The sequence below is a fragment of the Streptomyces sp. NPDC045701 genome (assembly GCF_056432045.1).
This window is the reverse complement of record NZ_JBWKJV010000021.1, coordinates 89,662-115,822: the sequence shown is the minus strand read 5'-3', so window position 1 is coordinate 115,822 and position 26,161 is coordinate 89,662. Positions and strand designations below refer to the sequence as shown.

Genomic DNA, 26,161 nt, shown 5'->3' with positions numbered 1-26,161 from the left:
TCATCCTCCGACAACACCAGCTCGGCCATCGGCCGCCCCATCTTCGCCATGGAGACAGCTTACTAATCCAACGAATTCCCGGCGCAGGACACTAGGTACGGGTACTCAGAGGGGCGTGGCCGGGCCCACGCGCGCGTGGGCCGCCCGCCCGGCGGAGGTGTCGGTGGGGCCGGATAAGGTCCCTGGCATGGCACGGATTGTGGTGATCGGCGCGGGGATGGGCGCCATGGCGGCGGCGGCCCGGCTCGCGGTGGCGGGGCACCGGGTGACGGTGTACGAGCGGACCCGGACGTACGGCGGCGCGGTGGGCCGGTTCGCGCGCGACGGCTTCGCCTTCGACACCGGACCGGGGCTGCTGCACGTGCCCGCCGTGTACCGGGACCTGTTCGTCAAGACGGGCAAGGAGCCGCTGGAGCGGTGCGTCGGGCTGACCCAGGTCGACCCCGCGAGCCGCCACGTCTTCGCCGACGGCACCGCGGTGTCGCTGCCCAACGCCTCGCGGGCCGGCATCGTCTCGGCACTGGACACGGCGCTCGGCGGCGGCGCGGGGGCGCGGTGGGGCGCGTTCCTGAACCGTGCGCGGGACGCCTGGGACCGCTCGCGCAGGCCGCTGCTGGAGGAGCCGCTGCCGGCCGATGTCACGCCTTTCGCGCGCGACCCGTACCCGGCACTCAGGACCGGCCTGCTGCGCCGCCCCGCGGTGACGCTCGCCGACGTGGGGCGGCGCGAGCTGCGCGACCCCCGGTTGGCGGCCCTCCTGGAGAGCCACGCCCTGGCGTACGGCTTCGACCCGGCGACGGCGCCCGCTGCCGCCGCCGTGCTGCCCTACATGGAGCAGACGTTCGGCAGCTGGTACGTGAGCGGCGGGATCCGGGCGCTGGCGGACGCCGTGTACGAGCGGTGCCGGGCGCGGAAGGTCGAATTCGTCTTCGGTACGCCGGTGACGGCCGTCCTGGCGAAGGACGGGCGGGCCGTGGGCGTCGAGCTGGGCGGCCGGGAGACGGTCGAGGCGGACCACGTGGTCGCGGGCGCCCCGCTGCCCGCGCTGTACCGGGACCAGGTCCTGGAGTGGGAGAGCACGGACGAATGGCCGCGGTACCAGCAGGCCGTGCCGACGGGCCGGGTGACCGTGTGCCTGGCCCTGCGGGGCGCGCGGGAGGCGGGCGCCGTGCACCGGACGGTGGTGCACTCCGCCGACCGGGAGGACGAGCTGGACGCCCTCGCGCGGGGGCGGCTGTGCGAGCGGCCGACCGTCGTGGTGCTGCGCCCCGACGACGAGCGGCTGCGCCCGGACGGGGGGCACGAGTCGGTGACGGTCACCGCGACCGTGGCGGCGGGCGGGTTGTGGGCGTCGGAGAACGTCTGGGGTACGGCCGGGGGGCCGGCCGCGGAGGCGTTCGCCGACCGGATGGTGGAGGCCGCGGCGGCCGCCGTGCCCGGTCTGCGGGAGCGGTTGCTGTGGCGGGTGGTGCGCACCCCGGCCGACACGTTCGGGGAGACGGGCGTGTTCCAGGTGCCCGGGCCGGCGCTGGCGGGCGCGGGCGGCTCGTTGCTGCCCGCCGCCAATCCCGCACCGCTGGGCGGGCTGTACTTCGCCGGGGGCTGGGCGCACCCGGGCGGCGGGCTCGCGCACGCCGGGATGTCGGGGGCTCTGGTGGCGGGTCTGATCGTGGAGGGCGCGGGTTTCCGCGGCTCTCAGTAGCGGTACGGGTCGGCCTGGCCCTGCCCCTGGTCGTAGCCGTACGGCGGCTGCTGCGGGGCCTGGTACTCGCCGTCGCGCTGCTGCGGGACCCAGACGCCGCCGGGCGGGGTGTCCGTGCCGTACTGGGGCGCGTAGGGGTCGGCGTACTGCTGCTGGCCGCCGTAGTCGTGGCCGTGGGTGTACGGGGCGGTGCCGATGTACGGGTCGGAGTACGCGGCGTAGCTCTGCTCCCCCGTCGTGCCGTAGTCGTACGCGGTGGTGGCGTAGGTGCCGTGCTGGTCGTACTCGGTGGCGGCGTAGGTGCCGAAACCGCCGTCGTACGAGGGCGTCGGGGCGGCGTGGGCGGCCGGGGCCGGCTCGTCGTAGACGCCGTACTGCCCGGTGTCGTCCGGCAGCGGCTCGGGGGCGTAGACCGCCGTGCTCTCGGCGGGCGACGGCTCCTGCTCCTCGTAGGCGAGGTCGGAGACCTCCAGGGTCGGCCCGGCGGCGGCGCCCCCGGCCCTGCGACGGCGGCTGGCCCCCGGCCTGCCCCCGATCGCCCAGCCGGTCGAGAAGCCGCGCCGGAAGGAGAGCGTGACGTAGGTCTGACCGATCGCGAAGGCGATGGCACCCGCCGCGATCACGGGGACGGACGGCAGCAGCACGCCGAGGACCACGCCGAGGAACCCGGCGAAGGCGAGCAGCCGCCAGCGCAGCCGGGCCTTGTACTGCAGGAGCACTTCACCGAGCAACCACAACGCCACGACACCGAATGCGATGTAGAGGACCGTCCAGCCCATGCCCGCCCCTCTCGTACGGCCCCCCGCCCCGGGACGTGGCGGGTACGACCGGTCAGGACTGCTCGTGCAGTCCGAGATTCTCGTAGATCTCGAGCGTCGCGGTGGAGTTGTTCAGCGTGATGAAGTGCAATCCGGGGGCACCCTCGGAGAGCAGCCGCGCGCAGAACTCCGTCGCGTACTCGATGCCAATGGAGCGTACAGCGGCCGGATCGTCCTTGACGGCGAGGATCCGCTCTTTCAGCGCGGGCGGGAAGTGGGCGTTGCTGAGCTGAGCGAACCGCTCGATCTGCTTGACGCTGGTGACCGGCATGATCTCCGGGATGATCGGCGTCTCACAGCCCTGGGCGGTGACCCGGTCGCGCAGCCGCAGATAGTCCTCGGGCAGGAAGAACATCTGGGTGATCGCGTAGTCCGCGCCCGCCCGGCACTTGTCCACGAAGTGCCGGACGTCCGTGTCCCAGTCGGTGGAGCGCGGGTGCATCTCGGGGAAAGCGGCGACGCCGACGCAGAAGTCGCCGGACTCCTTGATCAGCCGGACCAGGTCGGCGGCGTACCGCACACCCTGGGGGTGCGGGACCCACTCGCCCATCGGATCGCCGGGCGGGTCGCCCCGGACGGCGAGGATGTTCCTGATGTCGGCGTCGGCGTACTGGCCGATCATGTTGCGCAGTTCGGCGACGGTGTGGTTGACGGCCGTGAGGTGCGCGACGGGGGTGAGGGTGGTGTCGGCGGCGATCTCCTGGGTGGCCTTGACCGTCCCGGCCCTCGTGGACCCGCCCGCTCCGTAGGTCACGGAGACGAAGCTCGGGGCCACCGCCTCGACCCGGCGCAGCGCGTTCCAGAGGTTCCGCTCACCCTTCTCGGTCTTGGGCGCCCAGAACTCGAAGGAGTACGTCGTCTTGCCGGTCGCGAGCAGATCGCGCACCGTTCGTGAGCGATCTGTCCTGGTGGAAGGTGTGCCAAGGGCCATACCGGCAGGTTAGCCACGGGCCGGTCGTCACCCAACCGGAGCGGGGTGTTTTGTCGCTTTTGCCGGGTTGTTGTCCACTCTGTGGACACTCGTGGACAGGGTGGGTGGGCGGTGACCGCTCCGGAGGAGCGCTCTCCGGACACCTCCTAGGCGGATCGCTCGCGGACCCGCTTCGCCAGCGCCGCCGCGGCCCGGGCCGGGTCGTCCGCCTCGGTGATCGCCCGGACGACGACGATCCGGCGGGCGCCGGCGTCCAGCACCTCGTCCAGGTTGGCCGCGTCGATGCCACCGATCGCGAACCACGGCCGCCGCTGGTCCAGCGACGCCGCGTACCGCACGAGATCCAGTCCGGGGGCGTACCGCCCCGGCTTGGTGGGCGTGGGCCAGCAGGGGCCGGTGCAGAAGTAGTCGACGCCGGGCTCGGCGACCGCCGCGTCCACCTCCGCCTCCGCGTGCGTGGAGCGGCCGATCAGCACGTCGTCGCCCAGGACGGCACGGGCGGCCGGGACGGGCAGGTCGCCCTGGCCGAGGTGCAGCACGTCGGAGCCGATGGCGTGCGCCACGTCGGCGCGGTCGTTCACCGCCAGCAGCGTGCCGTGCCGCCGGCAGGCGTCGGCGAACACGGCCAGGTGCTCCAGCTCCTCGCCGGCCTCCATGCCCTTGTCGCGCAGCTGGACGATGTCCACGCCGGAGGCGAGCACCGCGTCGAGGAAGTCCGGCAGGTCACCCTGCCGCTTGCGGGCGTCCGTGCAGAGGTAGAGCCGGGCGTCGGCCAGCCGGGCGCGTGCGGTGGACATGCGGTGTTCCCCCCGTTGGGTGCGGCGGTGTCGGTCTTCCGCCCGGCGTACGGCGCCGGGACTCAGGGCGTCAGACGGCGAGCGCCTGGGCGCGGCGCTTCACCTCCGTGCCGCGATTCTCGCTGAGCGCCTGCACGGGCGTGCCCGGCAGGGTCGGGTCGGGGGTGAAGAGCCACTCGAGCATCTCTTCGTCGGTGAAGCCGTCGTCCCTCAGGAGCGTCAGGGTCCCGGAGAGGCCCTTCACCACCTTGCCGTCCTTGATGAAGGCGGCCGGCACCTGGAGCGTCCTGTTCTCGCCGCGGCGCACGGCGATCAGCTGGCCCTCCTTGACCAGCTGCCGCACACGCGTCACCTCGACATCGAGCGTTTCCGCGATGTCGGGCAGGTGGAGCCAGGCGGGGACGAGAGCATCGATCTTTGCGTCAATCTCGGTCACGGCACTAGCGTGCCATCCCGCACCGACAGTCGGTACCCGGGCTACGCCGGACCTGCCTCCGCTACCCCCGGGCGGCCGACTTCAGCGGGACCGACGAGTCCGCGACGCGCTCGGGGTCGAGGGGTGTGCCCGCCTCGATGAGCTTGCGCCCCTGCGCCAGGTCGCGCGGGCGGCCCACCGCCAGCAGCGCCACCAGGGCACCCCGGCGCAGCCACGCCACCGACCAGGCGGCACCGGCCGGGTCGCCCCGCCACACCAGCGTGTCCGCGGCCGCGTGATGGCCGGCGTACTGCACGAACCGCCCGAACTGCTCGGACCAGAAGTACGGCACCGGGTCGTACGGCCGCGGGACCTCGCCGACCACGGCGGCGGCCACCGTGCGCGGGCCCTGGAGGGCGTTGTCCCAGTGGTGCACCATCAGCCGCTCGCCGTAGCGCGCCGACGGGAAGGACGCGCAGTCGCCCACGGCGTACACGTCGGGCGCGGACGTGCGCAGGTGCTCGTCGGCGACGACCGCGCCCTCCGGCCCGAGCGCGATGCCCGAACCGGCCAGCCACCCGGTGGCGGGCCGGGCGCCGATACCGACGACCACCGCCTCGGCGGGCAGCAGCCGGCCGTCCTCCAGGGCGACCTCGCCCGGTTCGAGGTGGCCCACGCGCGCGTGCGTCAGGAGCGTGGCGCCGCTCTCCTCGTACCACTCGGCCATCGGGGCGGCGACCTCGGCGGGCAGCGCACCGGCGAGCGGCCGGTCGGCGGCCTCGACGACGGTGACCGCGCAACCGGCCTCGCGGGCGGCCGTCGTGAACTCGGCGCCGATCCACCCGGCACCGACCACCACCACGTCGTGCTTGTCCGCCAGGACGGGGCGCAGCCGCTCGGCGTCGTCGAGGGTGCGCAGCAGGTGGACGCCGCGCACGCCCTCGGAGCCGGGCAGCGCGACCGGTCGGGCACCGGTGGCCACGACCAGGACGTCGTAGGGGACCGGCCCGGTCCCGGTGTCCACCTCGTGCGCGTCGGGGCGCAGGGCGGTGACCTCGACCCCCAGGCTCAGCTCGATGCCGAGCGCTTCGAAGTCCACGTCGAAGGCCGACCCCTCGGCCGTGCCCAGGAGCACCGCCTTGGACAACGGGGGCCGGTCGTACGGCTGGTGGGGCTCGGCCCCGATCAGTCGCACGGGGCCGGTGAAGCCCTGTTCGCGCAGCGCCACCGCCGTCTGCACACCCGCCATCCCGGCACCGACGACGACGACGCGCCGCTCCGCTTCCATCCGCTCGCTCACCCGCCCACCTTACGCAGCTGACACGATGTCAGGAAGGGAGCCGCCCCACGGCACCGGCGCCACCGCCCTCCTGGGACTCCCCTTCCCGCGTCTCCGACGGCCGAACGCGCCCGCCGCCGGGCTCCGCGATCGTGGTAGCGGCGCGCCCCGACACCCGTGCGGCCGGTCACGGTCCAGCCGGACGTACCGAAAGTCGAGACGATCTCCCCCGCGACCGCCGGCGAGGTGCCCGCACGCCACGCCACCGCCCGTGCACGCGGGCCGCCGCGGCCGTCCACACCGCGGTACGCGACGCAGGCCGCTGGACCGACCTGGCCGGGGCGCGGTCGGCCACCGGCCGTGGGTGTCCCCCGGCCGACGGCGGGGGTGAGAGCCCGCGGCGCGACCACACCAGGGTGAAGCTCCCTTACAGCGGGTCCCCGGGTGGGGTTAGTCTGGCCACCGCAGAGCACTCGCGGGAGCCCGGACGCACCGGGCTGAGAGGGAGGCTGGGACGGCCTCCGACCGTACGAACCTGATCCGGGTCATGCCGGCGAAGGGAGGGGCTGGACGCCCATGCATCCACGTACGACAGGTCCGCGCACGACCTCCGACGTCCTGGTCGTCGGGGGCGGGATCATCGGCCTGGTCACGGCCTGGCGGGCCACGCAGCACGGGCTGCGGGTCGCCGTCGTCGACCCCGAGCCGGGCGGCGGGGCCGCGCGCGTGGCGGCGGGCATGCTCGCCGCGGTCACCGAGCTCCACTACGGCGAGGAGACGCTCCTGGGGCTGAACCTGGAGTCGGCGCGCCGTTACCCGGACTTCGTCGCCGAACTCCAGGAGGCGGCCGGCGGCATGGACGTCGGCTACCGCGCGTGCGGCACCCTCGCCGTCGCCCTGGACGCCGACGACCGCGCCCACCTGCGGGAGCTGCACGCCCTCCAGCAGCGCTCGGGCCTGCGGTCGGAGTGGCTGACCGGCCGCGAGTGCCGCCGCCTGGAGCCCTTGCTGGCGCCCGGGGTGCGCGGCGGGCTCCGGGTGGACGGCGACCACCAGGTCGATCCGCGCCGGCTGGCGGCCGCCCTGGTGGCCGCGTGCGAGCGGTCCGGAGTGGTGTTCCACCACGCCCGGGCGGAGCGGCTGGTCGTGACCGGCGAGCGGGCGGCGGGAGCGGTGCTGGACGACGGCACGGAAGCGGGCGCCGGCCAAGTGGTGCTGGCGGCCGGCAGCCTGAGCGGCCGGCTCGGTGGCGTACCGGAGGAGGTGCTGCCGCCGGTACGGCCGGTGAAGGGGCAGGTGCTGCGGCTGTCCGTGCCCCGCGCGTACGCGCCCTTCCTCAGCCGTACGGTCCGGGCGGTCGTGCGCGGCAGCCAGGTGTACCTGGTGCCCCGCGAGAACGGCGAGCTGGTGGTCGGGGCGACGAGCGAGGAGCTCGGCTGGGACACCACGGTCACCGCGGGCGGAGTGTACGAGCTGCTGCGCGACGCTCACGAGCTGGTGCCCGGCATCACCGAGCTGCCGCTGACCGAGACCCGCGCGGGGCTGCGGCCGGGCTCCCCCGACAACGCTCCCCTGCTCGGCCCCACGGCGCTGCCCGGTCTGCACCTGGCGACGGGGCACTACCGCAACGGGGTGCTGCTGACCCCCGTCACCGGGGACGTGATGGCCACCGTGCTGACCACCGGGGAGCTCCCCGAGCCGGCCCGGGCCTTCACCCCGGCCCGCTTCGGGCCGTCACCCGCCTCCCCGTCCGTCTCGCCGACCACCTCCCCCTCCCTCTCTCCGGCAGGAGTGTCATGAACGTCTCCGTCAACGGCGAGGCCCGACGGCTCGCCGGCCCGACCACCCTCGACGCCCTGGTCGCCACGCTCACCACGGCGCCCTCCGGGGTCGCCGCCGCCGTCAACGAGACCGTCGTCCCGCGCGGCCAGTGGCCGGCGACCGTCCTCGGCGAGGGCGACCGGGTCGAGGTCCTCACCGCCGTCCAGGGGGGCTGACCCGTGGCAGACGACCGTCTCACCATCGCCGGGACCACGTTCGACTCCCGGCTGATCATGGGCACCGGCGGGGCGCCCAGCCTCGACGTCCTGGAGCGCTCCCTCGCCGCCAGCGGCACGGAGCTGACCACCGTGGCCATGCGCCGCCTCGACCCGACCGTGCAGGGCTCCGTCCTGTCCGTCCTCGACAGGCTCGGCATCCGGGTCCTGCCCAACACGGCGGGCTGCTTCACGGCGGGCGAGGCGGTGCTGACCGCCCGCCTCGCGCGCGAGGCACTCGGCACGGAGTGGATCAAGCTGGAGGTCGTGGCGGACGAGCGGACCCTGCTGCCCGACCCGATCGAGCTGCTCGACGCCGCCGAGACGCTGGTCGACGACGGCTTCACGGTGCTGCCGTACACCAACGACGACCCGGTGCTGGCCCGCAGGCTGGAGGACGTCGGCTGCGCGGCGATCATGCCGCTGGGCTCGCCCATCGGTTCCGGTCTCGGCATCCGCAACCCGCACAACTTCCAGCTGATCGTGGAGCACGCGCGCGTGCCGGTGATCCTGGACGCGGGTGCCGGGACGGCGTCCGACGCGGCGCTGGCGATGGAGCTGGGGTGCGCGGCGGTGATGCTGGCGTCGGCGGTCACGCGCGCGCAGGAGCCGGTGCTGATGGCCGAGGCGATGCGGCACGCGGTGGAGGCGGGCCGGCTGGCGCACCGGGCGGGGCGGATCCCGCGCCGGCACTTCGCGGAGGCATCCTCCCCCGTGGAGGGCCGGGCGGCGCTGGACCCTGAGCGGCCGGCGTTCTGACCCCGGCGCGGCGCCCGCTCCACGGGCCGGGCGCCCGCCGCGCCGGTGTCACAGGTCGGCCGCAGTCCAGGCCGGGGCGGGGACGGGGCGGCGGGGGTGCCGGTCCGGGCTCGTAGACTCGGGCGGGTGGATACGACCCTGCACGACCCCCTCGTCGGCCAGCTGCTCGACGGCCGCTACCGGGTCGACGCGCGCATCGCCGTCGGTGGCATGGCCACGGTCTACCGTGCCCTCGACACCCGGCTCGACCGGGTGCTCGCCCTGAAGGTGATGCACCCCGCCCTGGCGACCGACGCGGCCTTCGTGGAGCGCTTCATCCGCGAGGCCAAGTCCGTGGCCCGGCTGTCGCACCCCAATGTGGTGGGCGTGTTCGACCAGGGCGCCGACGGGGCGTACGTCTACCTGGCGATGGAGTACGTCGCCGGCTGCACCCTCCGCGACGTCCTGCGCGAGCGCGGCGCCCTCCGGCCCCGGGCGGCGCTCGACATCCTGGAGCCGGTGCTCGCCGCGCTGGGGGCCGCGCACCGGGCCGGGTTCGTCCACCGCGACATGAAGCCCGAGAACGTCCTGATAGGCGACGACGGCCGGGTGAAGGTCGCCGACTTCGGCCTCGTCCGGGCGGTCGGCGCGGCCACCAACACCACCGGGTCCGTCCTCGGCACCGTGTCCTACCTGGCGCCCGAGCAGATCGAGCACGGCACCGCCGACACCCGCGCGGACGTGTACGCCTGCGGCGTCGTCCTGTACGAGATGCTGACCGGCGCCAAGCCGCACGCCGGCGACACCCCCGCGCAGGTCCTCTACCAGCACCTGAACGCCGACGTCCCGGCACCCTCCGCCCTCGTCCCCGGCCTCGCGGTCGAGCTGGACGACCTGGTGGCGAGCGCCACCGCGCGCAACCCGGAGGTGCGCCCGCACGACGCGGTGGCGCTCCTCGCCCAGGCGCGCGAGGCCCGCGCGGCGCTCGGCGACGAGCAGCTCGACCTGGTCCCGCCGCAGGTCCGGGCGGAGCCCGAGGGCGCGGCCGGCACCGGCTCGGAGAGCCCCACCAGCGTGATCGCGCGCCCGCTGCCCGGCGAGGACGTCGGCAGCGGCGGCTTCGAGGGGGGCGACGGCGTCCAGCGCACCAGCCGGCTGCCGGTGCCCCCGCCGCCCGGTCCCGGCCCGGCCGCGGTGGCCGCTCGTCCGGCCCGCCTCCCGTTCGGCAACGCGGGCAACGCCCGCCGCGGCATGGTCGCCGCCGTCGTCGCCGTACTGCTGGTCCTGGGCGTCGGCGCGGGCGTCTGGTACATCAACTCGGGGCAGTTCACCCGCGTCCCCACCGTGCTCGGCCGGACCCAGGCGGAGGCCGAGAAGCGGCTCGCCGACGCGGGACTGGACGTCAAGGGCGTCGAGCGGGACTACAGCACCGCGTACGAACGGGGCACCGTGATGGCCGCCGACCCCGCTCCCGGTGAGCGCGTCCGCGGCAACGGTTCGGTGACCCTGACCATCTCCCGGGGCCCGGAGACCGTGAAGGTCCCCAACCTGAGGGGCCTGCCGCTCGGCGAGGCCGGGCGCGAGCTCGCGGAGGCCGGACTCGCCCTGGGCAAGGTCACCAAGGCGTTCAGCCAGGAGTTCGAGAAGAACACGGTCATCAGCACCGACCCGAAGGCGGGCACCGCGCGCAAGCCGGACTCCGCGGTCGCCCTCGTCGTGAGCAGGGGCGCCCCCGTCGACGTGCCGGACGTCACCGGCGACACCGTCGAGGACGCGACCCGTACGCTGGAGGAGTCCGGGCTCACCGTGAAGGTCGCCGCCGCGCGGGTCCACTCCGCTCAGCGGGCGGGCAGCGTGGCGGCCCAGTCCCTCTCCGCCGGCGGCCGGGCCGCCGAGGGCGACACGGTCACACTGACCGTCTCCAAGGGCCCGCGCATGGTGGCCGTTCCCGACGTCACCGGCAAGAACGTCGACGACGCCAAGGAGGAGCTGGAGGGCGCCGGGTTCGAGGTGAAGGTCGAGAAGAACTTCCCGTTCCTCGGCGACACCGTGGAGAGCCAGTCCGTCGGCGGCGGCGACCGGGCCCCCGAGGGCAGCACCATCACCATCAAGACCAAGGGACTCTAGAAGCACATGAGCAACGCAGTCGGCGGCCATGTTCCCGTGGCCGGCGGCCTCGCCAAGACCGGCCTCACCTACGCCCGCGAGGTGGGCGCCGAAGCCGTCCAGGTCTTCGTCGCCAATCCGCGCGGCTGGGCGACACCGGTCGGCAATCCGGTCCAGGACGAGCTGTTCCGCGAGGAGTGCGCCGTCGAGGGCATACCCGCGTACGTCCACGCCCCCTACCTGATCAACTTCGGCTCCCACACGGAGGCGACCGTCGAGTTCTCCGTGGCGTCCCTGCGTCACTCGCTGCGTCGCGCCCGGGACATCGGCGCGCTGGGCGTGGTGGTGCACACCGGTTCGGCGACCGGCGGCCGCCCCCGGCAGGAGGCCCTGGCCCAGGTGCGCACGCACATGCTGCCGCTGCTGGACGAGCTGGACCACGACGACGACCCGTTGCTGCTGCTGGAGTCGACGGCCGGACAGGGTTTCTCCCTCTGCTCCCGCACCTGGGACTTCGGGCCGTACTTCGAGGCCCTGGACTCCCACCCCAAGCTTGGGATCTGCCTCGACACGTGCCACATCTTCGCCGCCGGGCACGACCTGACCGGCGAGCACGGCGTGCGGCAGACCCTGGACCTGCTCGTCGAGACGGTCGGCGAGGGCAGGCTGAAGCTCATCCACGCCAATGACTCCAAGGACGTCGTGGGTGCCCACAAGGACCGCCACGCCAACATCGGCGCCGGTCACATCGGCGAGGATCCGTTCCGCGAGCTGATGCGCCACCCGGCGGCGGACGGCGTCCCCCTGGTGATCGAGACGCCCGGCGGCAAGGAAGGACACGCGGCCGACATCGAGCGGCTCAAGAAGCTCCGGGACAGTTGAGGACATACCCCGGGGGGTATACGGGCGCGATGGCGCCCCCGACACCACCGCCGGGTGCTCAGAGCTCCGGGCCGTCCCCCGGCTCCTCCTGGTACGAGTACCGCTGCTCCGTCCACGGGTCGCCGATGTTGTGGTAGCCCCGCTCCTCCCAGAAGCCGCGGCGGTCGGCGGTCATGTACTCCACGCCCCTGACCCACTTGGGGCCCTTCCAGGCGTACAGGTGCGGCACGATCAGCCGCAGCGGGAAGCCGTGCTCGGCGGTGAGCAGCTCACCGTCCTTGTGCGTGGCGAAAATCGTTCGGTCCGAGGCGAAGTCGGAGAGCCGCATGTTCGCGCTGAAGCCGTACTCGGCCCACACCATCACATGCGTGACGTTCGCGGCCGGGGGTGCGAGCTCCAGGACCGTACGGGCGGGCACCCCACCCCATTCGGCCCCCAGCATGCTGTACTTCGTCACGCAGTGCAGGTCGGCCACGACCGTCGAGAACGGCAGCGCCGAGAACTCCTCGTGGTTCCAGCAGTGCTTGTCGCCGCCCGCCGTGGCTCCGAAGACCCTGAACTCCCAGCGGTCCGGCTTGAACTTGGGGACCGGCCCGTAGTGGGTGACCGGCCAGCCGCGCTGGAGTCGCTGTCCCGGCGGAAGCTCGGACTCCCCTGCTGCCCGGTGTTCCCCGCTCCCTGGCTGACCCATGCCTCAATGGTGACAGACCGGGAGGGGTGGTCACGACCAGGGAAGAGTCCTATTCGGGCAACTCCTACTAAGCATGCACTTACTGGACGCCCCCGGCCCGCAGTGCGAGACTGCGCGACATCTGCCCCTTTCACCAGCGCGGAAGGAGCCTCTGCGATGCAGGGCGACCCCGAGGTCATCGAGTTCCTCAACGAGCAGCTCACCGCCGAGCTGACGGCGATCAACCAGTACTTCCTGCACGCCAAGATGCAGGAGAACTTCGGGTGGACGAAGCTCGCCAAGTACACCCGGGCGGAGTCGTTCGACGAGATGAAGCACGCCGAGGTGCTGACCGACCGGATCCTCTTCCTCGACGGCCTGCCGAACTACCAGCGGCTGTTCCACGTCCGCATCGGCCAGACGGTCACGGAGATGTTCCAGGCGGACCGACAGGTCGAGGTCGAGGCGATCGACCGGCTCAGGCGCGGCATCGAGGTCATGCGCAACAAGGGCGACATCACGTCCGCGAACATCTTCGAGTCCATCCTGGCGGACGAGGAGCACCACATCGACTACCTCGACACGCAGCTGGAGCTGGTCGAGAAGCTCGGCGAGGCGCTCTACATCACCCAGCTGATCGAACAGCCGGACAGCTGACCCGCCCCGTCCGGCCCCGCGGCGCCGAGGGAGCCCGTCCGGCCCCGCGCTCGCACCCGTGACCGCGGACTCAAGCGGCTTCGGGCAGCTCCGCCGCGTCCACCGCGTCGGCGAGTCCGGCGCCCGTGAGCGCCGGCATGCCCTGGTCCACCAGCTCGCGCCGGGGGCAGTTCCCGCGACCGAGGATCGCCTGGATGCGGCGTACGCAGGATCCGCAGTCCGTGCCTGCCTTGCAGGCCGACGCGATCTGGCGGGGCGTGCAGGCACCGGCGTCCGCGTGCTGCTTGACCTGCTTCTCGGTGACACCGAAGCACGAGCAGACGTACACGCGGTTCACCTCCCTGCGGGATCGACGGGATCGAAGACTGGGCACCCCGCCCTGATCGGTGAGGCTAACCTAACCTTACCCAACGGCCATGGCGTGCAAAAGCCCGGCGAACGACGATGGGGCGCGGATCACACGATCCGCGCCCCATCGGTACGTCAAGGCGATATTCGGCCAGGCACAACCAGGCACGGTCACGACCGGCCAGGGATCCCTGGTCACCGGTCACCCGTGACCGGTGATCTGTCACCGGTCGCCTGTCACCGGCTCACTGGTCGCGGTACATCTCCGCCACCAGGAACGCCAGGTCCAGGGACTGGCTGCGGTTGAGCCGCGGGTCGCAGGCCGTCTCGTAGCGCTGGTGCAGGTCGTCGACGAAGATCTCGTCGCCGCCGCCGACGCACTCGGTGACGTCGTCACCGGTCAGCTCCACGTGGATGCCGCCCGGGTGCGTACCCAGCTCCTTGTGGACCTCGAAGAAGCCCTTGACCTCGTCGAGCACGTCGTCGAAACGACGCGTCTTGTGGCCGGAGGCCGCCTCGAAGGTGTTGCCGTGCATCGGGTCGGTCACCCAGGCCACGGTGGCACCGGAGGCGGTGACCTTCTCGACCAGCTCGGGCAGCTTGTCCCGCACCTTGTCGGCGCCCATCCGGACGATGAAGGTCAGCCGGCCCGGCTCCCGCTCGGGGTCGAGGCGGTCGACGTACGTCAGCGCCTCGTCGACCGTGGTCGTCGGGCCGAGCTTGATGCCGATCGGGTTGCGGATGCGCGACGCGAACTCGATGTGCGCGCCGTCCAGCTGGCGGGTGCGCTCACCGATCCAGACCATGTGGCCCGACGTGTCGTACAGCTGCCCGGTCCGGGAGTCCACGCGGGTGAGCGCCGACTCGTAGTCGAGCAGCAGCGCCTCGTGCGAGGCGAAGAACTCGACCGTGCGGAACTCGGCCGGGTCGGTGCCGCACGCCTTCATGAAGTTGAGCGCGTTGTCGATCTCCCGCGCCAGCTGCTCGTAGCGCTGGCCCGACGGCGACGACTTCACGAAGTCCTGGTTCCAGGCGTGGACCTGGCGCAGGTCGGCGTAGCCGCCGGTGGTGAAGGCGCGCACCAGGTTCAGCGTCGAGGCGGACGCCTGGTACATGCGCTTGAGCCGCTCCGGATCCGGGATCCGCGACTCCTCGGTGAAGGCGAAGCCGTTGACGGAGTCGCCGCGGTACGTCGGCAGCGTCACCCCGTCGCGGGTCTCGGTCGGCTTGGAGCGCGGCTTGGAGTACTGGCCCGCGATCCGCCCCACCTTCACGACGGGGACGGACGCGGCGTACGTCAGCACGGCGCCCATCTGGAGCAGGGTCTTGAGCTTGTTGCGGATGTGGTCGGCCGACACGGCGTCGAATGCCTCGGCGCAGTCGCCGCCCTGGAGCAGGAACGCTTCGCCCCTGGCGACGGCTCCCATCCGGGCGCGCAGCTGGTCGCACTCGCCCGCGAAGACGAGCGGCGGATACGCCTCGAGGTCCGCGATCACATCGCGCAGAGCCTCGGCATCGGGGTACTCGGGCTGCTGCGCCGCGGGAAGGTCTCGCCAGGTGTTGCCACCGGTTGCGGTGGGCTTAGCGTTCACGGTCACGTGCACAACCTTACGGCCTGTTCCCATTCGTCCATCTGGCCGCTCACCTGATGAGACGGGAATCTTGAACTTCCGGGGTTCCCGTGCGGTAGGGTGCGGCCCATGTTCGCGCACTCGACCCAGAACTGGTGGTGGACCGCTCATCCGGCGGCCCACTGACTGCGCGTACCACCACACGCGAAGGCCGCCCGGGGGGCGGCCTTCTTCCGTTTCGGCGGGCCGTTCCTCTCCACCTGGATCTCCCTCTCGGATCTCCACCCCGGAAGGAACGCTGCCCATGGACCTCGACCTCAGCCGCCTGCTCGACGACTCCTGCCCGCCCTTCGCCCTGCTGCGCCGCCGCACCCCCGGCCGCGACCACGACACCGTCGAAGTGCTGATCGGCGCCGTGCACGAGGCGGAGCGGCTGGCCGACCTCCCCGTCGGGGACCGACCGACCCTCGCCCTGGTGCCCTTCCGACAGCTGCGGGAGCGGGGCTTCGACGTACGGGACGACGGCACGCCGCTGTCGGTGCTGGTGGCCGACGAGGCGTACGAGATGCCGCTCGTGGCCGCGCTGGAACAGCTCCCGGCGCACGACGTGACGGTCGAGGGCGGCGCCTTCGACGTGTCCGACGAGGAGTACGCGGGCGCCGTGCGCCGCGTCATCGAGGACGAGATCGGGCGCGGCGAGGGGGCGAACTTCGTCATCCGCCGCACCTACCGGGGACGGATCCCCGGCTTCGGCCGGCGGGACGCGCTGGCGCTGTTCCGGCGGCTGCTGGCCGGGGAGCGGGGAGCGTACTGGACGTTCGTCGTGCACACCGGGGAGCGCACCCTGGTGGGGGCGAGCCCCGAGGTGCACGTCCGGATGTCGGGCGGGACGGTCGTGATGAACCCGATCAGCGGCACGTACCGCTATCCCGTCGGCGGTCCGACCCCGGAGGACCTGCTGCGCTTCCTCGCCGACCGCAAGGAGACCGACGAGCTCTCCATGGTCGTGGACGAGGAGCTGAAGATGATGTGCGCGGTCGGCGACATGGGCGGCGTGGTGATCGGCCCCCGGCTCAGAGAGATGGCGCACCTCGCGCACACCGAATACGAACTGCGGGGCCGGACGTCGCTGGACGTGCGGGAGGTGCTGCGCGAGACGATGTTCGCGGCGACGGTCACCGGCTCGCCGGTCCAGAACGCCTGCCGGGTCATCGAGCGGCACGAGACCGGCGGGCGGGGGTACTACGCGGGCGCGCTGGCGCTGCTCGGTACGGACGCGGGCGGCGCGCAGACCCTCGACTCGCCGATCCTCATCCGTACCGTCGACATCGCCGCGACCGGTGAGCTGCGCGTCCCGGTCGGCGCCACGCTGGTGCAGCACTCCGACCCGGCGGGTGAGGTCGCCGAGACGCACGCGAAGGCGGCCGGGGTCCTGGCGGCGCTGGGGGTGCGCCCCGAGCGGCCGCGCGAGGAGGCCGTGCGCCCCCGGCTGGCCGACGACCCTCGCGTACGCGCGGCTCTGGACGGGCGGCGGGCGGACCTGGCGCCGTTCTGGCTGAAGATGCAGGAGGCGGCGGCCGCCCCGGCCGGGCACGCCCTGGTGGTCGACGCGGAGGACACGTTCACCGCGATGCTGGCGCACCTGCTGCGCGCCGCGGGCCTGCGGGTCACGGTCCGCCGGTTCGACGAGCCGGGGCTGCGGGAGGCGGCACTCGCGCACGAGGGCCCGGTGGTGCTGGGGCCGGGCCCCGGTGACCCCGGCGACGCGGCCGACCCGAAGATGCGCTCGCTGCGGGCGCTGACCGCCGAGCTGGTGCGCGGCCACCGCCACGGTCTGCTGGGCGTGTGCCTGGGCCATGAGCTGATCGCCGCCGAGCTGGGGCTGCCGATCGTGCGCAAGGCGGTGCCGTTCCAGGGCGCGCAGGTACGGATCGGCCTCTTCGGCCCGGAGGAGACGGTCGGCTTCTACAACAGCTTCACCGCCCGGTGCGACGACGAGGCGGCCGCCCGGCTGGCGGCGCGGGGCGTCGAGGTGAGCCGCGACGCGGCGACCGGCGAGGTGCACGCACTGCGCGCGCCGGAATTCGCCGGCGTGCAGTTCCATCCCGAGTCGGTGCTGACGCTGCGGGGCGCGTCGCTCGTACGGGAACTGGTGCGGGCGCTGGACGTCACCCGGCGGTGAGCGCCCCTGGCCTGGAGGGCCGGGAACGGGCGCCGCGCGCCCGGCCCGGCCCCCGGGGTTCGCGCCGCCCCCTGCCTCCCGCGCCCCCCGGGCCCCGCATCCGGCCCCCTCGCCCTCAGCCGAAGAAGACGCCGACCTCCGCGTACAGCGCCGGGTCCACCGTCTTCAGCCGCGCGGTCGCCTCACCCATCGGTACGCGGACGATGTCCGTGCCGCGCAGGGCGACCATCGCGCCGAAGTCGCCGTCCCGTACCGCGTCGATCGCGTGCAGCCCGAACCGGGTGGCGAGCCAGCGGTCGAACGCGCTCGGGGTGCCGCCGCGCTGGACGTGCCCCAGCACGGTGGTGCGGGCCTCCTTCCCGGTCCGCTTCTCGATCTCCCGCGCGAGCCACTCGCCGACCCCCGAGAGCCGGACGTGCCCGAAGGCGTCCAGCGTCCGGTCCTTGAGAACCATGTCGCCGTCCTTGGGCACCGCCCCCTCGGCCACGACCACGATCGGCGCGTACGACGCCCGGAAACGGGAGGTCACCCAGGAGCAGACCTGCTCCACGTCGAAGCGCTGCTCCGGGATGAGGATGACGTTGGCGCCGCCCGCGAGACCGGAGTGCAGGGCGATCCAGCCGGCGTGGCGGCCCATCACCTCGACGACCAGGACCCGCATATGGGACTCGGCGGTGGTGTGGAGGCGGTCGATGGCCTCCGTCGCGATGCCGACCGCCGTGTCGAAGCCGAAGGTGTAGTCGGTGGCGGACAGGTCGTTGTCGATGGTCTTGGGTACGCCGACGCAGGGGATGCCGTGCTCGCCGCACAGCCGCGCGGCGACCCCCAGGGTGTCCTCGCCACCGATGGTGATCAGCGCGTCCACCGCGTGCTCGGCGAGGGTGTCCTTGATGCGGCGGACACCGTCCGGCACCGTGAGGGGGTTGGTGCGCGAGGAGCCGAGGACGGTGCCGCCGCGCGGCAGGATGCCGCGGACGGCCGGGATGTCGAGGCGTACGGTGTCGCCCTCCAGGGGGCCGCGCCAGCCGTCCCGGAAGCCGGTGAAGGCGTAGCCGTACTCCTGGACGCCCTTGCGGACGATGGCGCGGATGACCGCGTTGAGTCCGGGGCAGTCGCCGCCCCCGGTCAGTACTCCGACCCGCATGGAATCTTCCCTTCGCCGTCACGGAGACGATGGAGACGCACAGGGGCCACGCTAGTGGTGACCTACGTCACTCCGGGACGGTACGAACGGTGAATTCCGGGTGGGCGTAGGGGAGTTACGCGTCAGGCGTCGTCGAGGCCACGCTCTATCGCGTACCGCACCAGCTCGACCCGGTTGTGGAGCTGGAGCTTGCCGAGGGTGTTCTGGACGTGGTTCTGCACCGTGCGGTGCGAGATGACCAGGCGCTCGGCGATCTGCTTGTAGCTCAGGCCCTTGGCGACCAGCCGCAGCACCTCGGTCTCCCGCTCGGTGAGTCGCGGGGCCTTGGGGTCGTCGGCGCCGGCGGCCGGCTGCGGCTCGGAGGCCAGGCGGCGGTACTCGCCGAGGACGAGACCGGCCAGGCCGGGCGTGAACACCGGGTCGCCGGCCGCCGTCCGCCGCACGGCGTCGAGCAACTCGCCGGTGCTGGCCGACTTCAGCAGGTACCCGGTCGCGCCGGACTTCACCGCTTCCAGCACGTCGGCGTGCTCACCGCTCGCGGACAGCACCAGCACCCGCAGGGCGGGGTCGGCGCCGACGAGCTCCTTGCAGACCTGGACGCCCGGCTTCGCGGGCAGGTTCAGGTCCAGGACCAGCACGTCCGGGCCGGTGGCCCGGGCGCGGCGCACCGCCTGCTCGCCGTCCCCGGCCGTGGCGACCACGTCGAACCCGGCCTCCGCCAGGTCGCGGGCGACGGCATCCCGCCACATCGGGTGGTCGTCGACCACCATCACCTTGATCCGCTGCTCGTTCATGTCCCTGCCTTCCCCCGTGTGTCCCGTGGAACCTTCAGCTCGACTTCCGTGCCCTGCCCCGGCACCGATATCAGTTCGGCGGTGCCGCCCAGGTCGCGGAGCCTGCCCCGGATGGACTGCGCGACGCCGAGCCGTCCCTCGCCCTCGGCCTGCGCGAGGCGCCCTTCCGGGATGCCCGGCCCGTCGTCCCGCACCGTGACGATCACCTCGTCCGGCCAGTCCTCCAGCAGGATCCACGCCCGGGCGGCCTCACCCGCGTGCCTGCGGACATTGTCCAGGGCGGCACCGACAGCGGCCGCCAGCTCCCGCGCCGCGGCGGGCGCCAGCAGCACCGGGGCGCCCGGTTCCGAGAAGGTGACCCGGGCCCCCGCGTGCCGGGCGAGCAGGGCGCGCAGGTCGGTGGGTCCGTCGCCGGGGCCGTCCTCGGGTTCCTCCACCTCGCGGACGACGGCGCCCAGCGACTCGTCCTCCGAGACGTGGGACGTACGGGTCAGGCCGCCCGCGACCAGCGTGCGCAGCGCGACCTCCTGCTCCCCCGCCATCCGGCCGAGCTCGGCGGCCTCGCCGCCCAGGGCCGTGCCCCGGCGCTGGACCATGGCCAGCACCTGGAGGACCGAGTCGTGGATGTCACGGGCCAGCCGCTCCCGCTCGCGGGTGGCGGCCTCGATCTCCAGCGCCCGCGCGAGGGTCCGTTCGGAGGCGCGGGCGACCTCGACGACGTACCCGATCGCTATGGAGGCGACCCACACCAGCAGCACGTTGTGCAGGGTGTCCCGGCTGGGGTCGCCGCGCTCGACGATGTTGGCGACGGCGACCAGGGACGATGCGAACGCGGCCCAGCGCCAGCCGCCCTTGATGGCGTACGCGAGGACCGAACCGGCCGTCCAGATGCTCGGCAGCGTCGGCCCGTCGAACGACTGGGCGTGGACGTCGGCGAGCGGGGTCAGCACGATGCCGGTGAGGGCGACCGTCAGGTCGGCGACCAGGAAGCGCGTGGTGCAGAAGGCGGCACCGGCCACCTTGGGCAGCGTCGCCAGCGTCCAGACGGACAGGGCGGCGAGGAACCCCACGGCCACCCAGGGACGCTCGAACTGGTCCCGGGTGAAGACGAACAGCAGCACCGCGTACCCCATGGTGAGGACGCGGTACGCGGACAGCGCCCGCCACAGCGGCTGCTCGACGGACATGCGGACGACGCGCTCGCGTCTGGCCAACTCCCCCACCCCCGGACCCGCGGCGCGGCTAGGCGCCGGACTGCTCGCGCCCGGGCTCCGCCGGCTCCCGGGACGGCTGCTCGGACGCCTTCGCCGCCTCCTTGGCGGCCTCTTTCGCGGCCTCCTTGGCGGCCTTCTCCGCGTCGGCGATCTGCCGCTTGGCGGCCGTCGCGTAGATGTCGACGTACTCCTGGCCGGAGAGCTTCATGATCTCGTACATCACCTCGTCGGTGACCGAGCGCAGGATGAAGCGGTCCCCGTCCATGCCCTGGTAGCGGCTGAAGTCCAGGGGCTTGCCGATCCGGATACCCGGGCGCATCAGCTTGGGGACGACCTTGCCGGGCGGCTGGATCTTCTCGGTGTCGATCATGGCGACCGGGATCACCGGCGCGCCGGTGGCCAGCGCCACGCGCGCGAGACCGCCGGGCTTGCCCCGGTAGAGCCGGCCGTCGGGCGACCGGGTGCCCTCCGGGTAGATGCCGAAGAGCTCACCGCGCTCGATGACCTCGATACCGCTCCTGATCGCGGCCTCGCCGGCGCCGCGCGCCCCCGAGCGGTCCACCGGCAGCTGGCCGACGCCCTTGAAGAACGCGGCGGTGAGCTTCCCCTTCAGGCCGGGCGAGGTGAAGTACTCCGCCTTCGCGATGAAGGTCACCTTGCGGTCCAGGACCGCTGGCAGGAAGAAGGAGTCCGAGAACGAGAGGTGGTTGCTCGCGAGGATCGCCGGCCCCTCGGCGGGAATGTTCTCGAGGCCCTCCACCCAGGGCCTGAAGGCCAGCTTCAGCGACCCTCCGATGGAGAACTTCATTGCGCCGTAGATCAACTCGAATGCCTCCTGTGTTCCGTCGATCAGACCTTAACCCGACCGGCGCCCCCGGCCCGCCCGAGGACCGCGCGAGGGGCCCTTGACCGGTCGGGCGCGGGCGGCGACGGATCTGGTCGGTGTCAGCCCGGTCGCGTACGGTGAAGTACACCTTCCCGAGACCCATCGAACCCCCGAACAGGAGACCCCGGTGCCGGTCCTCCCTGGAGCCGAGCCGTACCGCCATGAGGGCGGAGAGGTCGGCGTGCTGCTCTGTCACGGCTTCACCGGTTCGCCGCAGTCGCTGCGGCCGTGGGCCGCGTACCTGGCGGAGCGCGGCCTGACCGTGTCCCTGCCGCTGCTCCCCGGCCATGGCACGCGCTGGCAGGACATGCAGGTCACCGGCTGGCAGGACTGGTACGCCGAGGTGGACCGCGAGCTGCGCGCACTGCGGGAGCGGTGCGGCCGGGTCTTCGTCTTCGGCCTCTCCATGGGCGGGGCGCTGGCACTGCGGCTCGCCGCCAAGCACGGGGACGAGGTGGCGGGCCTCGTCCTGGTGAACCCGGCCAACAAGGTGCACGGGGCCGCCGCCCACGCGCTGCCCGTCGTACGCCACCTCGTGCCGTCGCGGCCCGGCATCGCGAGCGACATCGCCAAGGAGGGCGTGCGGGAGCTCGCCTACGACCGGGTGCCGCTGCACGCGGCCCACTCGATGCGCCGCTTCTTCCGGATGGTGGACGCCGAGCTGCCGCAGGTCACCCAGCCCGTGCTGCTGCTGCACAGCCCGCAGGACCACGTCGTGCCGCCCGCCGACTCGGCGCAAATCCTCGGCCGGATCTCCTCCACGGACGTCAAGGAGATCCTGCTGGAACAGAGCTACCACGTGGCGACGTTGGACCACGACGCGGAGCGGATCTTCGAGGAGAGCCACGCGTTCGTCGGCCGGCTCGCTCCGAGTACCGGCACGTCGGGGTTTCCCATGCCGGAGACCCGGGGAGGGAGCACGACCGGTGGCTGAACAGCACGACTCGGACAAGCGGGACGAGCAGCCGTTCGACGAGGAGGCGGCCTGGGCGGCGATCGTCGCCGGGTACGGCGAGGAGCCGGCGGACCCGCCCGGCGCCAAGCCCTTCAAGTCGATCGAGGACCTGGCCCTGCCGGAGGACGACGTCAACGACCTGCCCGGGAGCGCGCCGCCGGAGCCCGGGAAGCCGGACAAGCCGCTGGGCGGCTCCGTGGTGTTCGCCCCCGGTGTCGGCCCCGGGGGGCCGCGCGACTACGAGGTGTCCGAGGCGAGGGACGACGACCTCGACGACACCGACGAGGGTCACTTCGTGCCGCCGGAGCCCCCGCCGCTGCCGGAGGCCGACGCGACCGCGAGGTTCGCCTGGCTCGGGGTCATCGGCGGCCCGGTGCTGATGCTGCTCGCCGTGATACTGCGGTGGGACATGACGTGGTGGCTCACCACGGTGTGCATCGGCGGGTTCCTGGGCGGGTTCGCCACCCTGGTGGCCCGGATGCGCACCGGTGACGACGAGGACGGCGACGACCCCGGTCGTGGAGCGGTGGTCTGACCCCCTGGCGCTCGGGCCCGTCAGGGGACCGCGGGCACCCGCAGGGCCGCCAGGACCGGGAGGTGGTCCGTGGCGGCCCGCAGGTCGGCGTCCGTGAGGCCCGGCAGGTCCCGCGGACGCGGGACGCCGCAGCCCAGCACCTCGATCCCCTTGGTGGCGAAGACCGCGTCGATCCGCTTGTGCGGCTCGCCGGGGTTCCAGGTGTGCTCGCCGCCCCAGGGCCGGACGGACCAGCAGTCCTGGAGGTCGGCCGCCAGCCGCCGGAAGGCGCGCCCGTCCGGCTCGTCGTTGATGTCGCCGGCCGCGATCGCGTGCGGGGCGTCGAGGGCGGCCAGCCGGTCGAGGAGCATCCCGGCCTGGTCGTACCGCTCCCGGGGCTGGAGGCTCAGGTGGCAGCCGAGCACGCCCAGCCGGGCGCCCCCGACGCGGACGACCGCGGTCGCGAAGCCCCGCCGGTGCAGGCCGGGGGTGAGCGGCAGCAGGACGTCCTCGGTCCGCTCCACGGTCGCCCGCAGCGAGCAGAGCAGCAGCGGCCCGGCCGCGGTCGCTCCGCCGCCCAGCACCAGCAGATCGCTCTTCGCGGCGAGCCGGGCCGCGTGTTTGCGCCAGCGGAAGAAGCGGGGCGCCTCCTGGATGGACACGATGTCCGGCGCGCAGGCCCGGATCACGCGCGCGAGGGCGTCCTCGTCGTCCCGCATCGAGCGGATGTTGTAGCTGAGCACCCGCACCACGGCGGAACCGTCCGGCTCGGTGCGCGAGTTGGGCAGTTCGGTGATCGGCATACGAGCACGATATGACGGTGCCCGCCGCATCCGGGCGAGGACGCGGCGGGCACCGTCGTACGAGCGGGGTGGGTCAGCCCTGGCGGGCCAGGTCGGCCGCCCCGACGAGACCGGCCTCCCCGCCCAGCTGGGCGGCGAGGACCTGGGCGTGCGGCCGCCACTGGCCGCCGATCAGCCACCGCCGGAACGACTTGCGGATCGGGCCGAGGACCAGCTCGCCCTCGTCCGAGACGCCGCCGCCCACGATGAACGCCGAGGGGTCGAACAGCGAGGCCAGGTCGGCCAGGCCGGCGCCGGCCCAGCGGGCCAGCTCGCGGAACGAGTCGACGGCGACGGGGCAGCCCTGGCGGGCGGCCTCGGAGATGTGCTTGCCCTCGATGCCCGCGGGGGTGCCGTCACCGAGCCCCAGCAGGATCGCGGCGTTCTCGGGGGTGGCGTTGGCGCGCTGCTTGGCGTACCGCACGAGGGCGCGCCCCGACGCGTACTGCTCCCAGCAGCCCTGGCTGCCGCACCCGCACAGCAGGCCGTCCGGGACGACCCGGATGTGACCGAACTCGGCGGCCACGCCGAAGCGGCCGCGGCGCAGCTTGTTGCCGATGATGATGCCGCCGCCGAGGCCGGTGCCGAGCGTGATGCAGATGACGTCCTCGTGGCCCTTGCCCGCACCGAACTTGTACTCGCCCCAGGCCGCGGCGTTCGCGTCGTTCTCGACGACCACGGGCAGCCCGACGCGCTGTTCGACCTTGTCCTTGAGCGGCTCGTGCCGCCACTGGATGTTGGGCGCGAAGAGGACCGTGGCGCGCTTGTCGTCGACGTACCCCGCGGCACCGATGCCGACGGCCTCGATGTCATGACCCTTGCCGGCCTCGGAGACGGCCGCGCAGATCGCGTCGACGATGCCTTCGGCGGTCGGCGGGGTGGGCACCTTGTGGGTGTCGAGGATCGTGCCCTCCTCGTCGACCACTCCGGCCGCGATCTTCGTGCCGCCGATGTCGACGCCGATGGTGAGTCCCATGTGTCCCTCAGTTTTCGGTCGAGCCCCGCTACGGCCAACCGTACCCGGTGTCAGTCGAGGTCGATGTGCTCGGTGGTGTCCGGGCCGTCCTCGTCCCGCTTCGCGCCCGGGGACGGAGGGGCGTCCGGTCCGCGGGTCCATCGGCGCTCCTGGCCCTCGACGGCGGAGCGGTAGGCGGCCAGCAGTTCGTTGCCGGCGGCCGCGAGGTGGTCGAAGACCTGCGGGTTCCGCTCGATGACCGGCTCGACGGCGGCCTTCGCCTGGCTGACGAACTGCTGTACGGCGCCCTGGGCGCCCATGCCGAGCAACGGGGTGCGCAGCGAGGCGACCTTGTCGGCGACCGCGTCGACGAGTTTGCGCAACTCCTCGGCGGCGCTGCCGGGCGGCGGGCCGTCGGTGCCGCGGCGGCGGGCCTTCTCCGCGGCCAGGTCCTCGGCGCAGGCCTTCGCCCAGGCGTCGGCGTCGGCGTCGGGATGCTGGGTGCCATCGCTCATGGCGTACTCCTGCGGCAGCGTGGGTGGTACTCCCGACGTTACCGCGTGCGGGGCCACAAATCCGGGTCGGGGACGAAGCGGACGCTCAGCACCCCGTCGTCGAGGGCGGCCCCGGAGACGGTGCAGCGGCGGAGGGCGGACGGCAGCGGCACGGCGCGGCGGAAGGGGCCGGCCGTGAGCACCAGTTCGTCGCCGCGGCGGACGAGGCCGAGGTCCGGTTTCTCCGCTCCGGGCAGGGCGATGCGCCAGACCAGGACGCCGTCGGCTTCCCGGCGGTCCTGCACGGTCCAGGGCGGCACGGGGGCCGGTGGGGCGGCGGGGGGCTCCAGCCGGGCGAGGTCCCCGGCGGTCCGGGGGTCGTGGCCGAGGTGCGGCAGCTCGCGTGCGTCGCCGTCGCCCAGGGCCTTGAGGTGTGCCTGCTGCTGCGCGGCGAGGCCGGCCAGCCAGGGGTCGGGGGACGAGGTGGGCAGCATCCGGTTGGCGACGACCGGCTCCACGGCGAGGCGGTGCAGGGCCAGTCCCGCGCGGGCGGCGCGAAGGGTGCGGGCGGCGGCCGGGCCGGGTTCGGCGACCAGCCGGACGGTGGTCGCCGGGTCCGCGATCAGGGCCTCTACGGCGGCGAGTTCGGCGTCGCGGCGGGCGGCGGCCTCGTACAGCCAGTCGGCGGGCATCGGTACGCCGGCGAGCTGGGCGAGCACGGGCCGCAGCGCGCGGGCGGCCTGCCGTTCGGGCGGCAGGAGGCGGCGCAGGTAGCGGCGCAGCTGCTCGGGCAGGGCCAGGACGGCGACGGCGTCGAGGACGGGCGGCATGTCGACGACGACCAGGTCCCAGTCCTCGGCGGCGGCCTCCCGCAGGGCGCCGAGCAGCGCGAACCGGTCGCTTCCGGGGAGTTCGGTGAGCTCCTCGCCGGCCAGCGGGGTGGCCCCGAGCAGTCCGAGGGCGGGGGCGGCACGCTCCTGGAGGGCCAGCAGTTCGGCGCGGAAGTGGGCGCCGGAGTCGACGCGGCGCACGACCGGCCGGTCACCGCCGTCGGGGCCCTCGCCGAACCAGCCGTCGGGCACCGCCCGCTCGCCGGTCAGGAACAGGGCCCGCTGTCCCCGGCGGGCCCCGCCGAGGGCGGTCGCGGCGGCGACGGTGGTACGCCCGGCGCCGCCGGGGCCGGTGACCAGGATGGTTCGCATGTCCCGGGACGCTACGGGGCGTGCCGGGG

At 73.4% G+C, this 26,161-nt stretch carries 27 protein-coding genes and 1 riboswitch; of the genes, 11 read left to right on the top strand and 16 right to left on the bottom strand.

What is annotated here, in order from left to right:
- Positions 1-187: 187 nt before the first annotated feature.
- Positions 188-1,702 (top strand): phytoene desaturase family protein, encoded by a 1,515-nt coding sequence (locus AC07DW_RS22030; protein ID WP_478859370.1) that lies wholly within the window; start codon positions 188-190, stop codon positions 1,700-1,702.
- On the opposite strand, the gene AC07DW_RS22025 is transcribed toward AC07DW_RS22030, so the two are convergent.
- The 5 genes from AC07DW_RS22025 to AC07DW_RS22005 all read right to left on the bottom strand — a co-directional run bounded on the left by AC07DW_RS22025 (position 1,696) and on the right by AC07DW_RS22005 (position 5,951).
- Positions 1,696-2,481, bottom strand: a complete 786-nt coding sequence (locus AC07DW_RS22025) for a hypothetical protein (RefSeq protein ID WP_478859369.1) — start codon at positions 2,479-2,481, stop codon at positions 1,696-1,698. The two genes, AC07DW_RS22030 and AC07DW_RS22025, sit on opposite strands and share 7 nt — an antisense overlap.
- A 52-nt stretch (positions 2,482-2,533) precedes the next feature.
- The gene (metF, locus tag AC07DW_RS22020) at positions 2,534-3,451 is read right to left on the bottom strand and encodes a methylenetetrahydrofolate reductase [NAD(P)H] (protein ID WP_478859368.1); all 918 of its coding nucleotides are present in this window, start codon (positions 3,449-3,451) and stop codon (positions 2,534-2,536) included.
- 146 nt (positions 3,452-3,597) lie between these two features.
- Entirely contained in the window at positions 3,598-4,248 is a 651-nt protein-coding gene (gene thiE / locus AC07DW_RS22015; protein WP_478859367.1) for a thiamine phosphate synthase, read from the bottom strand.
- Between the two features lie 70 nt (positions 4,249-4,318).
- Positions 4,319-4,684 (bottom strand): Rv2175c family DNA-binding protein, encoded by a 366-nt coding sequence (locus AC07DW_RS22010; protein WP_478859366.1) that lies wholly within the window; start codon positions 4,682-4,684, stop codon positions 4,319-4,321.
- A 61-nt stretch (positions 4,685-4,745) separates the two neighbouring features.
- Complete coding sequence (locus AC07DW_RS22005; protein WP_478859375.1) at positions 4,746-5,951, bottom strand: NAD(P)/FAD-dependent oxidoreductase; 1,206 nt, start codon at positions 5,949-5,951, stop codon at positions 4,746-4,748.
- A gap of 456 nt (positions 5,952-6,407) precedes the next feature.
- Positions 6,408-6,521: riboswitch (TPP riboswitch) on the top strand.
- Between AC07DW_RS22005 and thiO the strand changes: the two genes are divergently transcribed.
- The 5 genes from thiO to AC07DW_RS21980 all read left to right on the top strand — a co-directional run bounded on the left by thiO (position 6,519) and on the right by AC07DW_RS21980 (position 11,704).
- Positions 6,519-7,742 (top strand): glycine oxidase ThiO, encoded by a 1,224-nt coding sequence (gene thiO, locus AC07DW_RS22000; protein ID WP_478859365.1) that lies wholly within the window; start codon positions 6,519-6,521, stop codon positions 7,740-7,742. It overlaps the preceding riboswitch by 3 nt.
- Positions 7,739-7,939 (top strand): sulfur carrier protein ThiS, encoded by a 201-nt coding sequence (thiS, locus tag AC07DW_RS21995; protein ID WP_478859364.1) that lies wholly within the window; start codon positions 7,739-7,741, stop codon positions 7,937-7,939. The genes thiO and thiS overlap by 4 nt, the downstream gene beginning before the upstream one ends.
- 3 nt (positions 7,940-7,942) lie before the next feature.
- Positions 7,943-8,737 (top strand): thiazole synthase, encoded by a 795-nt coding sequence (locus AC07DW_RS21990; protein WP_478859363.1) that lies wholly within the window; start codon positions 7,943-7,945, stop codon positions 8,735-8,737.
- A 126-nt stretch (positions 8,738-8,863) separates the two neighbouring features.
- A complete protein-coding gene (gene pknB / locus AC07DW_RS21985) occupies positions 8,864-10,843 on the top strand; it encodes a Stk1 family PASTA domain-containing Ser/Thr kinase (protein ID WP_478859362.1) in 1,980 nt (659 codons plus the stop codon).
- A gap of 6 nt (positions 10,844-10,849) precedes the next feature.
- A complete protein-coding gene (locus AC07DW_RS21980; protein ID WP_478859361.1) occupies positions 10,850-11,704 on the top strand; it encodes a deoxyribonuclease IV in 855 nt (284 codons plus the stop codon).
- A gap of 58 nt (positions 11,705-11,762) precedes the next feature.
- Here AC07DW_RS21980 and AC07DW_RS21975 read toward each other — a convergent pair whose 3' ends face one another.
- Positions 11,763-12,395: a sulfite oxidase-like oxidoreductase gene (locus AC07DW_RS21975; protein ID WP_478859360.1), complete on the bottom strand. Its 633-nt coding sequence runs from the start codon at positions 12,393-12,395 to the stop codon at positions 11,763-11,765.
- Between the two features lie 156 nt (positions 12,396-12,551).
- Between AC07DW_RS21975 and bfr the strand changes: the two genes are divergently transcribed.
- Positions 12,552-13,031 carry a bacterioferritin gene (gene bfr, locus AC07DW_RS21970; RefSeq protein WP_478859359.1) on the top strand — a complete coding sequence of 160 codons (480 nt, stop codon included), beginning with the start codon at positions 12,552-12,554 and terminating at the stop codon, positions 13,029-13,031.
- A 70-nt stretch (positions 13,032-13,101) separates the two neighbouring features.
- Here the strand turns inward: bfr and AC07DW_RS21965 are convergent, their stop codons facing one another.
- Positions 13,102-13,368: a (2Fe-2S)-binding protein gene (locus AC07DW_RS21965; RefSeq protein WP_478859358.1), complete on the bottom strand. Its 267-nt coding sequence runs from the start codon at positions 13,366-13,368 to the stop codon at positions 13,102-13,104.
- 256 nt (positions 13,369-13,624) lie between these two features.
- Positions 13,625-14,971 carry a class II 3-deoxy-7-phosphoheptulonate synthase gene (locus AC07DW_RS21960; RefSeq protein WP_478859374.1) on the bottom strand — a complete coding sequence of 449 codons (1,347 nt, stop codon included), beginning with the start codon at positions 14,969-14,971 and terminating at the stop codon, positions 13,625-13,627.
- Positions 14,972-15,079: 108 nt separating this feature from the next.
- Between AC07DW_RS21960 and AC07DW_RS21955 the strand changes: the two genes are divergently transcribed.
- Together AC07DW_RS21955 and AC07DW_RS21950 are read left to right on the top strand one after the other, a co-directional pair.
- Complete coding sequence (locus tag AC07DW_RS21955; RefSeq protein WP_071528813.1) at positions 15,080-15,136, top strand: trp operon leader peptide; 57 nt, start codon at positions 15,080-15,082, stop codon at positions 15,134-15,136.
- A gap of 118 nt (positions 15,137-15,254) precedes the next feature.
- Positions 15,255-17,132: an anthranilate synthase family protein gene (locus AC07DW_RS21950; RefSeq protein WP_478859357.1), complete on the top strand. Its 1,878-nt coding sequence runs from the start codon at positions 15,255-15,257 to the stop codon at positions 17,130-17,132.
- A gap of 115 nt (positions 17,133-17,247) precedes the next feature.
- On the opposite strand, the gene AC07DW_RS21945 is transcribed toward AC07DW_RS21950, so the two are convergent.
- From AC07DW_RS21945 to AC07DW_RS21930, 4 genes are all read right to left on the bottom strand, one after another.
- Complete coding sequence (locus AC07DW_RS21945) at positions 17,248-18,276, bottom strand: 6-phosphofructokinase (RefSeq protein WP_478859356.1); 1,029 nt, start codon at positions 18,274-18,276, stop codon at positions 17,248-17,250.
- Between the two features lie 122 nt (positions 18,277-18,398).
- The gene (locus AC07DW_RS21940; protein ID WP_478859355.1) at positions 18,399-19,070 is read right to left on the bottom strand and encodes a response regulator; all 672 of its coding nucleotides are present in this window, start codon (positions 19,068-19,070) and stop codon (positions 18,399-18,401) included.
- A complete protein-coding gene (gene macS / locus AC07DW_RS21935) occupies positions 19,067-20,284 on the bottom strand; it encodes a MacS family sensor histidine kinase (protein ID WP_478859354.1) in 1,218 nt (405 codons plus the stop codon). Before macS ends, AC07DW_RS21940 begins: the two co-directional genes overlap by 4 nt.
- A 28-nt stretch (positions 20,285-20,312) precedes the next feature.
- Positions 20,313-21,107 (bottom strand): lysophospholipid acyltransferase family protein, encoded by a 795-nt coding sequence (locus tag AC07DW_RS21930; protein WP_478859353.1) that lies wholly within the window; start codon positions 21,105-21,107, stop codon positions 20,313-20,315.
- Between the two features lie 190 nt (positions 21,108-21,297).
- Between AC07DW_RS21930 and AC07DW_RS21925 the strand changes: the two genes are divergently transcribed.
- Positions 21,298-22,104: an alpha/beta hydrolase gene (locus AC07DW_RS21925; protein ID WP_478859352.1), complete on the top strand. Its 807-nt coding sequence runs from the start codon at positions 21,298-21,300 to the stop codon at positions 22,102-22,104.
- Positions 22,097-22,660, top strand: coding sequence for a hypothetical protein (locus AC07DW_RS21920; RefSeq protein WP_478859351.1), 564 nt, complete (start codon positions 22,097-22,099; stop codon positions 22,658-22,660). Before AC07DW_RS21925 ends, AC07DW_RS21920 begins: the two co-directional genes overlap by 8 nt.
- Before the next feature lie 20 nt (positions 22,661-22,680).
- On the opposite strand, the gene AC07DW_RS21915 is transcribed toward AC07DW_RS21920, so the two are convergent.
- The 4 genes from AC07DW_RS21915 to AC07DW_RS21900 all read right to left on the bottom strand — a co-directional run bounded on the left by AC07DW_RS21915 (position 22,681) and on the right by AC07DW_RS21900 (position 26,132).
- Positions 22,681-23,442, bottom strand: a complete 762-nt coding sequence (locus AC07DW_RS21915; RefSeq protein ID WP_478859350.1) for an endonuclease/exonuclease/phosphatase family protein — start codon at positions 23,440-23,442, stop codon at positions 22,681-22,683.
- A 73-nt stretch (positions 23,443-23,515) separates the two neighbouring features.
- Entirely contained in the window at positions 23,516-24,457 is a 942-nt protein-coding gene (locus tag AC07DW_RS21910) for an ROK family glucokinase (RefSeq protein ID WP_478859349.1), read from the bottom strand.
- A 50-nt stretch (positions 24,458-24,507) separates the two neighbouring features.
- Positions 24,508-24,951 carry a DUF5304 domain-containing protein gene (locus AC07DW_RS21905; protein ID WP_478859348.1) on the bottom strand — a complete coding sequence of 148 codons (444 nt, stop codon included), beginning with the start codon at positions 24,949-24,951 and terminating at the stop codon, positions 24,508-24,510.
- Positions 24,952-24,989: 38 nt separating this feature from the next.
- Positions 24,990-26,132 carry an ArsA family ATPase gene (locus AC07DW_RS21900; protein WP_478859347.1) on the bottom strand — a complete coding sequence of 381 codons (1,143 nt, stop codon included), beginning with the start codon at positions 26,130-26,132 and terminating at the stop codon, positions 24,990-24,992.
- Positions 26,133-26,161 lie beyond the last annotated feature (29 nt).